Annotated in this window: 8 protein-coding genes; 3 read left to right on the top strand and 5 right to left on the bottom strand. The window is 68.6% G+C overall.

Going from position 1 to position 9,220, the window contains the following annotated elements:
• Nucleotides 1-111: 111 nt before the first annotated feature.
• The 5 genes from ACZ7IB_RS39905 to ACZ7IB_RS39925 all read right to left on the bottom strand — a co-directional run bounded on the left by ACZ7IB_RS39905 (nt 112) and on the right by ACZ7IB_RS39925 (nt 5,007).
• On the bottom strand, nt 112-483 hold the full coding sequence (locus tag ACZ7IB_RS39905) for a YybH family protein (protein ID WP_470919511.1): 372 nt from the start codon (nt 481-483) through the stop codon (nt 112-114).
• A 546-nt stretch (nt 484-1,029) separates the two neighbouring features.
• A complete protein-coding gene (locus ACZ7IB_RS39910; protein WP_470919512.1) occupies nt 1,030-1,743 on the bottom strand; it encodes an SDR family NAD(P)-dependent oxidoreductase in 714 nt (237 codons plus the stop codon).
• 230 nt (nt 1,744-1,973) lie between these two features.
• Nucleotides 1,974-2,897 carry a LysR family transcriptional regulator gene (locus tag ACZ7IB_RS39915; RefSeq protein WP_470919514.1) on the bottom strand — a complete coding sequence of 308 codons (924 nt, stop codon included), beginning with the start codon at nt 2,895-2,897 and terminating at the stop codon, nt 1,974-1,976.
• A 657-nt stretch (nt 2,898-3,554) separates the two neighbouring features.
• Nucleotides 3,555-4,175, bottom strand: a complete 621-nt coding sequence (locus tag ACZ7IB_RS39920) for a TetR/AcrR family transcriptional regulator (RefSeq protein WP_470919515.1) — start codon at nt 4,173-4,175, stop codon at nt 3,555-3,557.
• A gap of 157 nt (nt 4,176-4,332) precedes the next feature.
• Nucleotides 4,333-5,007 carry a DeoR family transcriptional regulator gene (locus tag ACZ7IB_RS39925; protein ID WP_470919517.1) on the bottom strand — a complete coding sequence of 225 codons (675 nt, stop codon included), beginning with the start codon at nt 5,005-5,007 and terminating at the stop codon, nt 4,333-4,335.
• On the opposite strand from ACZ7IB_RS39925, the gene ACZ7IB_RS39930 reads away from it, so the two are divergent.
• From ACZ7IB_RS39930 to ACZ7IB_RS39940, 3 genes are all read left to right on the top strand, one after another.
• Nucleotides 4,901-5,893, top strand: a complete 993-nt coding sequence (locus ACZ7IB_RS39930) for an Nramp family divalent metal transporter (protein WP_470919519.1) — start codon at nt 4,901-4,903, stop codon at nt 5,891-5,893. The two genes, ACZ7IB_RS39925 and ACZ7IB_RS39930, sit on opposite strands and share 107 nt — an antisense overlap.
• Nucleotides 5,894-5,959: 66 nt before the next feature.
• A complete protein-coding gene (locus tag ACZ7IB_RS39935) occupies nt 5,960-6,919 on the top strand; it encodes a LamG-like jellyroll fold domain-containing protein (protein ID WP_470919520.1) in 960 nt (319 codons plus the stop codon).
• A gap of 59 nt (nt 6,920-6,978) precedes the next feature.
• Entirely contained in the window at nt 6,979-9,096 is a 2,118-nt protein-coding gene (locus tag ACZ7IB_RS39940; RefSeq protein ID WP_470919522.1) for a PQQ-dependent sugar dehydrogenase, read from the top strand.
• Nucleotides 9,097-9,220: the final 124 nt, after the last annotated feature.

Consider the following 9,220-nt stretch of genomic DNA (forward strand, 5'->3'; position numbering starts at 1 on the left):
GCCCAACAGGACCAAGCAGCCCGACCGGCCCGAATCGCCAAAACCCACACGATCAGGCGACCACAAGACCGTCATACCGGCTCAGAATGACCTCTGAGAGGTCGGACGTGGCTAATCGAGGCGGGAGACCTGGTAGTGGCTGATGTACCAGCCGTCCTCCGCGCGCTCTACCAGTACAACGAGCTTGACACCCAGTGTGGGCCGGTCGGCGAACGAGAAGTCGACGCTCAGGTAACCGAGCACGAAGTCGTCGGCGGGCTGCCTGGTTTCGAGAATCCGATACGCGGCTGTCATCCCGAGGGGCTGGGAATCGTAGTAGTCGGCGATGCCCTGCCTCCCGACGCTGTAAGGGCGCAGTCCCTGGAAAATCGCGTCTTCGGTGAAGCAGGAGGCGACCTGCTGCGGCTTGTGCCCGTCAACGGCTGCTTTCCACCGGTCGAGGACGCTGTGCAGGATCGCTTTGCTGTCTGTCGTGCTGTTCATCAGGGTTTCTCCTGTCGAGTGGAATCGGGGTGCACAACTGCTGGGCCAGGCGGGTCGCGATGGCGGCCGCCGGTGCGGCCGTCCCGTGCCGGAATCGTGTGCCGGCCGGTCGGTCCTTCTCCGGCATCGGATCTGGAGGCGGGCTCATCGAGGAGCCGGTGCCGACGATGACCGATGCGCCACCAGGTCGCCCGGCGTCGCGGCCGGGTCCTGGCCGGCGCTGTCGATGCATTCGGGGGCACCCGTCTCCTCGGTGAGCTGCTCCTTCTCGGGGCCGCGGGCGATGGCGGCGACACCGTGGCCGAGTCTGTGGGCGTATTGCAGGGCCAGGTGGCCCAGCCCGCAGATGCCCCCGCATGGCCACCAGGGCGCCGTCTTGTGTGGTCACCTGATGCAGGGCATGCAAGCCGTCAGGCCCGCGTACTGCAGCGGCGCGGCTTCGACGGCGGTCAGGCCGCCGGGGATGCGCACGAGTCCGTCGGCCCACGAGCAGGCGACTTCGGCGTAGCCGCCCTCGGTGGTGGTCCCCGTCCGCTGCCTGCGGTATCAGTGGCCGGCGCTCATACCGCCGTCGACGTGGAGAATCTCGCCGGTGACGAACGGTGCGTTCTCCAGGTAGATCACCGCGTCGACGATGTCGCTCACCTCGCCCATCCGGCCGACCGGGTGCAGGGCGGCGAGGGCCGGGTGGGTCTCGTCGGGGTGCATGGGGGTCTTGATGGTCCCCGGGGAGACGGCGTTGGTGCGGATGCCACGGGTGGCGTACTCGATGGCGAGGGACTTGGTGGCGGACTGCAGGCCGCCCTTGGTCAGCGAGGCCAGCACGGAGGGGACGTTGGAGTCGGCGTTGTCGACCAGGCTGGTGGTGATGTTGACGATGTGGCCGCCGCCCTGGGCGAGCATGTGCGGGATGGCCAGCTGGGTGATGCGGAAGAACCCGGTCAGGTTCACGCCGGTCACGGAGGTGAACTCGTCCTGGGTGTAGTCGGTGAAGGGCTTGGCGACGAAGAGCCCCGCGTTGTTGACCAGGGTGTCGATACGGCCGAACCGCTCGACGCCCGCCGCGATCACGTGTTCGGCGGTAGCGGGGTCGGCGATGTCGCCCTGCACGGTCACGATGTCGGCGTCGTCGGCGGGGGCGATCGTGCGCGAGGTGGCGACGACGGCGTATCCGAGCTGCCGGTAGGCATTGACCAGACCGGCGCCGATGCCCTGCGACGCGCCGGTGATGACTGCGACCTTCTGGCCTTGAGAGCTCATGATGACCTTCTCCGAAATGAGGTTGATGAGGGTGAGGATTCTTCGAGCGATCACTAGCCGACCGGTCGCCTATTTGGAAGCTACGTGCCGGACGGGACGAAGTCAAAGATCAACAGAGTCGATTCCGGGACCGGCTTACTCATAGCTGGTAGGCGTAACCTCCCAGCCCACGTCAGCAGGCATCGGCGGAGTGAATTCCCCGGCCTCGTCCGGTGGGGGAGCGGGGTTGCCTAGCGCCGGTGCGGGTCGCCGTCGGGCAACCAGGCGCCCGGGGCATGGATGCCGAAGTCGCCGACGCCGTCGCAGAGGGTGTCCACAACGGCTAGGACCGTGGCGCGGACTTCGCCGGCGCGCCGGACCAGGGACCAGGTCCAGTAGACCTGCGGCACCACGACCGGGCGCTGAACCAGGTCGGGCGGCAGCCGTGTGGATTGGCCCTTGGGCGAGTTGATGACCGGGCGACTGCTGCGACGGACGTGGTCGAAGAAGGCCGGGCCGGTGATGCCGCCGTCGGATACGTGCACCACGCGGGCCCCGGTGTCGCGGGCCACTTGTTCCGCGTAGACGTTCCAGGACGACCAGGAGGTCGTGTCGTCGTCAAGGAGGACGACGGTGTCCTGGGCGGGTACGTCGCTGGTGTCGTCGCCGGCGGCGACGGCGTAGAGCCGGTCGGCGCCGATCAGCCGGGCCCGGAGGCCGCGCTGTTCCAGGTCCTCGTTACGCACCCAGCACACTGCTAGGTCGAGGCTTCCGTCGGCTACCCGGGCGGCCTGTGTGTGAGAGGGCGCGATCCACGCGTCGATGTGCAGTCGGGCCACCGCGGAGGTGCGGGCGACCAGGCCTGCCGGAAGCCAGTTGACGTAGCCGAGCCTGACCGGTTCCGATCCGGACAGTCGGCCGGCGCGGCGCTTGAGGTCGTCGGCCCGTTCCAGCAGGGCGTGAGTGTGCGGGAGCAGGGCCGCACCGGCTGGAGCGAGAGACACCGAGCGGCGGTCGCGGTCGAAAAGGCGGACGCCGAGGTCGCGTTCAAGTGCCTTGATCTGCTGGGACAGCGAGGGCCCGGCGATCAGGAGCCGCTCGGCGGCCCGGCCGAAGTTCAATTCCTCGGCGACCGTGACGAAGTACCGCAGTTGGCGCAGCTCCACGCCCGCCATGCTACGTCGGTGGGAGGCCGCTCCTACCTGCAGGGAGGAAGCCGGTCGTGGCGTCGGCCCTGGTGGCGGGCAGACGATGAGGGCATGGCAATCCGACGGCACGTCGACGCAGCAGCTCTCGCCGGCCTCCGGCGGGCGGTCACGGTGTGGCTGGTCGGCGTACCGACCGCGCTGATCGAGGTCGGCGGCCTCCGGCTGCCGATCGACCGCGAGCATCACCGGCCCGGTCACCGGGTTCGTCCTGAGCGGTCCAGACGTCCCGAAGGTCCACGTCAGCGGCGACAACGCCTCCCTGAACATCGCGGAGCAAGTCACTGAGCGGTTCGCTCCCGTCCACCTGGCGATGGTGTGCGCGGCAGCGACCGTACCCCGCTGCTGGACGGCTGCCCGGCCTGACCAGCGGCCAGGCTGCCCGTGACACCGGGATCCTCGCCACCCGCACCGTCATCCCGGCACATCAGACCGGGAGTACTCCACCGAGGGTCCCGACGGGCTGCGTGAGGCGTTCACATGACCGTCATGCGGAGTACCGTCTCTGGACGGCAGTCCGCGCTGGCAGAAACCGCTCCGGACCGATCGCCCCTGCCCTCTATGGTCTGACGCCCCGTTGGCGCCTGCCGTCCAGCCCCTTGAACCGCCCGCCGCGCCGGGCGGGCATCAGATGCCGGCCGGAGCCACCTGCGGTGCGCGAGCACCGAGCAGGGCCAGGCAGTTCGCCCACAGAGGGCTGAGGCGGTGGGTGTTGTTGTAGAGCTTGGCGAACAGGACCTGGCCCTCAAGCTGGGCGACGACGGACCGCGCTGCTTCCCGGGTGTCCCTCACGGTGACCTCTCGGCGTTCAAGGGCCTCGGCGATGACCGAGTCGACCATCTCGACCTGTGCGTCGAAGATCTCCTGCAGTCGGATGCGGACGGTCTCGGTCTGGTTGCTCATCTCCAGGGTGAGGTTCCCGAACAGGCACCCCGAGACGGTGCCGCAGCTCTGCTGGCCGGCGCGCTGGCCGGACTCCGTCACCTCGAAAAGCCGCCGCAGCCGGTGCAGTGGTTCTGCGCCGCTGTTCAGGATGCCTGTCCATTCCCGCTTCTGGCCGGCCCAGTGCTCGTCGATGACGGCCAGAGCGAGAACTTCCTTGGACTCGAAGAAGTAGTAGAAGCTGCCCTTGGGTACACCGGCCGTCTTGCAGATCTCGGCCACGCCCAAAGAGGAGTATCCGCGCAACTCGATGAGCGATTGCGCGGCGCTGATGATCTTCTCTTTGGCGTCACTGGTCCGTCCCATGGCGCGAGTGTACGACTGGTCAACCACTGTTTACTAGACCGGTCGGCTAGAACGTCTCCTCTGGATCACGGTCGAGTGGTACCGCTCGCGCGTCGCGACTGGACCTGTGGATATCTCTGTTCATGACCACTGAGGAGAGGCTCCGTCGTGCAGCGGCTCAGGTCGTTGATCTCGTCTTCACCGACGATGACGTATACCCGGATGCCGTGGGAGCGAGGTCGCGATGCCTCTGGTTGAGGTGGGCAGGAGTTTGGACATCGTTGGCCTCGGCCGAGCCAGCGACGCGACGGCATCGTTTGGTGGTCAGGTGCAGGGAATAGGTGTCGCACACGACCGCCAGGCGGACCGTCGGTGGGCAGAGCGTGCGCAGGCAGCGGCAGAACTCCAGGAACCTCGACAGGTTTCCTGGTCTTCTTGACATGACTGTAGAGGTTCTTGGCCAGTCCAAGGCGGCGAACAGGTGCCGGACCCCGTGCGGCCGGGTGCAGGTCGCCCGCCGCCTGGGCCTTGGCTCGCGAACGGGGTCATTGTGTCTGCAATCGCGGTCGTCAATCCTCTTGTTCTGCCGCATCAACGAGGACCACGGAGGTGTCCTGCGCACGCAGTGCCGCGACGATCTCCGGGTCCGCCGCCGAGTGTCACCAGCGTCCAGCCCCGTGGCAGCCGCGCCCACGTGTGGAAGGGCCTGCGGCCCAAGCTGGCACAGCGAAGCCTCCGGGTGCGCGGTGAGCGCCATCGCGCCGCCGTGGGTGCGGGCCAGGCGCCCGTCGGCGGTGAGTTTCGCGAGATCGCGGCGGATGGTGGACGCGGTCACGTCGAAGAGCTGGGACAACTCCTCGACGCTGGTCAGGCCCGTCATCGTGGCGAGACGCGCGATCCGGTCGCGCCTGGCCGCCGTCGTCGGCGCCGGCGAACTGATCGTCACGACCCCGCTGGGTGCCAAGGCCGGGTTCGCCCCGCTGTGGCTCGTCGTCATCAGCGCCGGGGTCAAGGTGTGGGTGCAGATGGAACTGGGCCGCTGGACCATCCTCAACGGCCGCCCCGCACTCGACGGCTATCGCGAGGTCGGCCCGCGCATCGGCCGGGTGAGCTGGATCAACTGGCTCCGGATCGGCATGGACTTCGCCAAGATGTTCCAGCCCGGCGGCACCGCGGCCGCGTTCTCCATCATGCGGCCCATCACCGGCGAGGCGCTGAGCTTCCGTTCGCTCGCCGTGTGGATGGTCCTCGTCACCCTCAGGGCGGTATGGCTCCTGCACAGCGGCAAGTACGGACTCGTCGAGCGGGCGTGCGTGGTCTCCGTCGTGCTGTTCACCGTTGCCACCGTCTCCCTCGCCGTCGGCCTGCCGTTCACCGACTACGGCTACGGTCCCGCCGATCTCGGTGACGGCCTGAGCCTCCTGATCCCCGCCGGAACCATCGGTGTCGCCCTGTCCATGTTCGGCATCACGGGTGTCGGCGCCGACGAGATGACCACGTACACGTACTGGTGCATCGACAACGGCTATGCCCGCTGGACCGGACCCGACGACGGCACCGAGGAACGCGCCCAGCGCGCAGAGGGCCGGCTGAAGGTGATGCGCCTCGACGGCCGCTCGAGGGCTGCATCCTCGTCAGCAAGGGGGCCGCGCCGCAGCCGAGGGGCGCCTAAAAAATTGGCGAGTACACGCCCATTGTCAGGGTCGTCGCGAGGGAGTTACATGGTCCCTGCCCGCTAACGAAAGCGCTTTCTGTCGACCGGGAGACCTCGGTGGACTGCCCCTTCGCTGCCGCTGGGAGGCTGTATGGCTCCGCCACGCACCAGACGCTGCTCATTTGCTGTCGCCGCGCTCGCCGCGACTGCCTCGCTCGCCGCCACGTTTCCGGCCCAGGCGGCCCGACCCTCAACCGCCCACACTCCGCTGCGAGCCCAGGCCGTGGTTGCGTACGACTTCGGGCACCCGGACCCCGCCGACCCCGGTCGCGAGCAGGACATCGGACGTTCCGGCACCGCGCTCAGCCTGATCAACGGCGGTTCCGCGATGCGCGTGGCCGACGAGGCGTACCCGGGCGCTTCGCCAGCCCTGCAGGTACGTCAGCAGAACCCGGCCACCGCGGGCAACGACGACTGGAAGGCCGGGACCTGGGACGCCGAGGGCGTGTCGTCCCTCCACGCCTTCCGCAGCGCCCGGGGCGCCACCGTCATGGGCTGGTTCAAGATGACGGGCGACAATCCCGCCCTCAACTCCAACACGGCCGACCCGAGCGACCGCTACAACGCGATCGGGCTGGCCGGCGTACTGTCCGGAACATCCGACGGCCACGCTGTGCGCGCGCTTCTCGAACTCATCCAGGTCAACGGTGAGTTGAAGCTGGTCGCGCTGGGAAGACGCCTGGACAGCGGCGCCTCCCAGACCTTCGCCGCCGGCGCCCCCTGGGAAGAACTGCTGCCCCGCGGTGAATGGATCCACCTGGCCGCGACGTTCGACTTCCGCGACGGCACCCTCGCCCTCTACCGCGACGGCAAGCCCCTGGACGGCTTCTACGTCACGCCGGGCGACCCCTGGGAACTCGCCACCACGCCGGCGCCCCATCGCGCCTCGCCCACCGATCCCCGCGGCATCAAGATCGGCGGCAGCTTCCCCCAGAACACCCGGGAGAACAACGCCTGCGACTGCCGCATGGACGACCTCCTGTTCCTGGACCGCCCGGTGCCGGCCGGAGCGGTGGCGGCGGAGTACCGGCGCATGACGCGGGGCCGCTGACCGTTCGCGTCCCCGGATCGTCCTTTCCCTACTTGTCACGCCAGCCCGAAGGGACCCGCATGGCGTCACGACGTACGTACCGAAGGACCTGGGCGGCCGCGGCCGTCTGCGCAGCCCTCGCCCTGGGCGGTCTCGCCGCGCCTTCCCATGCCGACGAGCCCGCCGCGGCGACAGCCGCCCTGACCGACCCCATTCCGCAGAAGCCCGTCCAGTCCAGGACGGGTCTCGTCCTGCAGGAGTTCGCACAGTTCCCCAAGTCGGAACCGGTCCCGGCGCCGACGGACCCGCGCCTGATGCGCCATGCCCGGATCAACACCATCAATGAACTCCCCGACGGCTCCGGCCGGATGGCGACCCCCGACCTCAACGGCACCCTGTACCTCACCGAACCGGGCACCGCGACGCGCACCTCCGGGGGTACTCCGCACCCCTACCTGGACGTCAAGGCAACATTCCCGCATTTCTTCTCGGGCCGCGGTCTCGGTCAGGGCTTCGGGTACGCCGCATTCCACCCGGAGTTCGGAGCGAACGGGCGCTTCTACACCACCCACACCGAACTCGCCTCGCAGGCCACCGAGACCCCCGATTACCGGCAGGCGGGCACGCCCACCTATCACGGCATCATCACTGAGTGGACCGCCGACGATCCCTCCGCGGACGTCTTCCACGGCACCCACCGCGAGGTGCTGCGTATCGCCTTCACCGGCCAGGTCCACGGCATTCAGCAGATCGACTTCAACCCGACGGCCAAGCCCCACGACGAGGACTACGGCCTTCTCTACCTTGCGGTGGGCGACGGAGGGCAGGGCGTAGGCAACAGCGAGCCGCAGAACCTGACGCTCCCGCACGGCAAACTTCTGCGGATCGACCCCGCGGGCCGTGACAGCGCCAACGGCCGGTACGGCATCCCCACGTCCAACCCGTTCGTCGGTGAGCCCGGTTCCCTCGGGGAGATCTACGCCATGGGCATGCGGGACCCGCACCGCTTCAGTTGGGACGCGGGCGGCAAACACCGTATGTATCTGGGCCACATAGGCGAGCACGCCATCGAGTCGGTGTACGAGGTCAAGGCCGGTGACAACTTCGGCTGGAGCGAGCGCGAGGGCCCCTTCGTGTTCGACAAGAAGGCCACCGACCCGTGCGCCCGCATCCTTCCCCTGCCCGCCGACGACGCCCAGTACGGCTACACCTATCCGGTCGCCGCCTACGACCATGACCCGGGACCCGACTGGAACTGCCGGTCCGATGTGGGCCGCGCCATCGCCGGAGGCTCCGTCTACCGCGGCAAGGACGCGCCGGCGCTGCGCGGAAAGTACATCTTCGGCGACCTCGTGGACGGCCGGATCCTGGCCGCGGACACCCGCGACATGCACCGCGGCGGTGAACTCGCGCCGCTCGAGCAGCTGATGCTCTTCGACAAGTCCACCGGGAAGACGGTCGCCATGCGCGACCTCGCCGGTGACCAGCGTGTCGACCTGCGCTTCGGCTCCGACCGCAGCGGCGGTCTGTACATCGTCTCGAAGGCCAACGGCAAGGTCTGGAAGGTGACCGGGACTCGTACCTTCGCCGACTGCGAGATCGGCAACACCCCCACCACCCACACCACCGGGCCTGACAACTGGGCGCCGGTCACCCCGGCCAAGTGGGCTTACACCGCACGGGAGACGATCATGACCGAGCCGGGCGTCGCCCGCCCGGGACCGCGCCGCCCCTTCGAGTACGCCGTCCTGGCCGCGGGCCCGCGCTACTCCTCCGTCACCGTCGAGGCGGAGGTGCGGATCGACACCCCCGTCGAGGTCACCAACCGTGACGTCATTCTTATCTGGGACTATCAGTCGGACACCCGGTTCCAGTACGCGCACTTGTCGAGCGACAACACCATCTACCCGCACAACGGTTTGTTCACAGTCAACGACGCCGACCGGCTGCGCATCGACGACCAGTGGAACGGAACCCTCGGTGCAACTCCGGCGATCAGGGACGACGGATGGCACAAGGTACGCCTCACCCACTGCGCCGACACCGGCGAGACCGCCGTCTACCTGGACGGCAGCCGCAACCCGCTGATCACGGCCACCGACCCGGTCTTCGCCTCGGGCCGGGTGGGTTTCGGATCCTTCGACAACGTGGGCCGCGTCCGTCACCTGAAGGTGACGGGCACTCCGGCCGGCGACTGACCTCGGGGGGGGGGGGGGGGGGGGTGGGGGCGGCCCCCCCCCCCCCCCCCCCACCCCCCCCCCCCTTCCAACCAACACAACCAAAAAAGCCACGCGGTACGAAACTCGCCGACCTACCCCATCT

It is taken from the genome of Streptomyces sp. NPDC037301, assembly GCF_055602785.1.

Coding starts and splice junctions, on each gene's coding strand:
- ACZ7IB_RS39935 (WP_470919520.1), top strand. CDS start 5,960: ATGGCTCCGCCACGCACCAGACGCTGCTCATTTGCTGTCGCCGCGCTC.
- ACZ7IB_RS39905 (WP_470919511.1), bottom strand. CDS start 483: ATGAACAGCACGACAGACAGCAAAGCGATCCTGCACAGCGTCCTCGAC.
- ACZ7IB_RS39940 (WP_470919522.1), top strand. CDS start 6,979: ATGGCGTCACGACGTACGTACCGAAGGACCTGGGCGGCCGCGGCCGTC.
- ACZ7IB_RS39910 (WP_470919512.1), bottom strand. CDS start 1,743: ATGAGCTCTCAAGGCCAGAAGGTCGCAGTCATCACCGGCGCGTCGCAG.
- ACZ7IB_RS39920 (WP_470919515.1), bottom strand. CDS start 4,175: ATGGGACGGACCAGTGACGCCAAAGAGAAGATCATCAGCGCCGCGCAA.
- ACZ7IB_RS39915 (WP_470919514.1), bottom strand. CDS start 2,897: ATGGCGGGCGTGGAGCTGCGCCAACTGCGGTACTTCGTCACGGTCGCC.